The sequence below is a fragment of the Bacteroides sp. RTP31139st1_H2_RTP31139_211217 genome (genome assembly GCF_040227615.1).
GTDB classification, from domain to species: Bacteria; Bacteroidota; Bacteroidia; order Bacteroidales; family Bacteroidaceae; genus Bacteroides; species Bacteroides uniformis.
The window spans coordinates 1-726 of record NZ_JBCNZM010000314.1; the positions used below are offsets into that span (position 1 = coordinate 1).

General features: G+C 51.0%; 1 protein-coding gene. It reads right to left on the minus strand.

The window, feature by feature from the left end; translation table 11 throughout:
• A partial coding sequence (locus ABUA47_RS24445) for a Gfo/Idh/MocA family oxidoreductase (RefSeq protein ID WP_349832250.1) occupies positions 1 to 697 on the minus strand: 697 nt, incomplete at its 3' end.
• Positions 698 to 726: the final 29 nt, after the last annotated feature.

Here is a 726-nt window from a genome sequence, read left to right on the forward strand (position 1 = left end):
CCAGTCCGCTGTCAAACTGGAAACATGCGCTTAGAGTGTCTTCGGCAGGATATAGTCTGCCACGGTTACTCTTGTAGCCGCTGGCTTCGAGGATACATCCGAAGATTTCCTGCAGCAAGTCTATCTGGTGGGGCGCAAGGTCATAGAAGTATCCTCCGCCGGCAATGTCCGGCTGCACGCGCCACGGTAGGTTTTCCTTGTTATGGTCGAGGTCGCGGGGAGGCTGGGCGAAGCGGATTTGAATGTTGATGACATTGCCAATATGTCCCTCCTCTACCAGTGACTTTACCTTCAGGAAGTAGGGCAGATAGCGGCGGTAGTACGCAACAAAACATGGAACACCCGTTTCTTTGGAAATGCGGTTGATGCGGCAGCACTCTTCGTAGGTAACGGCCATCGGCTTCTCTATGTAGACCGGTTTACCTGCCTTCATGGACATGATGGCGTACGTAGCATGTGAAGAAGGAGGAGTGGCAATGTACACGGCGTTCACCTCTTCGTCGTCAATCAGCTCCTGGGCATCGTCGTACCATTTAGGAATCCCTCTTTCCTTGGCGTAGGTCTTGGCCTTGTCACCATTTCGGCTCATGACGGCCACTACTTCGGAGTTCTCTATTTTCTGAAATGCCGGTCCGCTTTTGTATTTGGTCACTTCTCCGCAACCGATGAATCCCCATTTAATTATTCTCTCGCTCATAATCTTTCCCTTATTTTACTCTTCCTCAA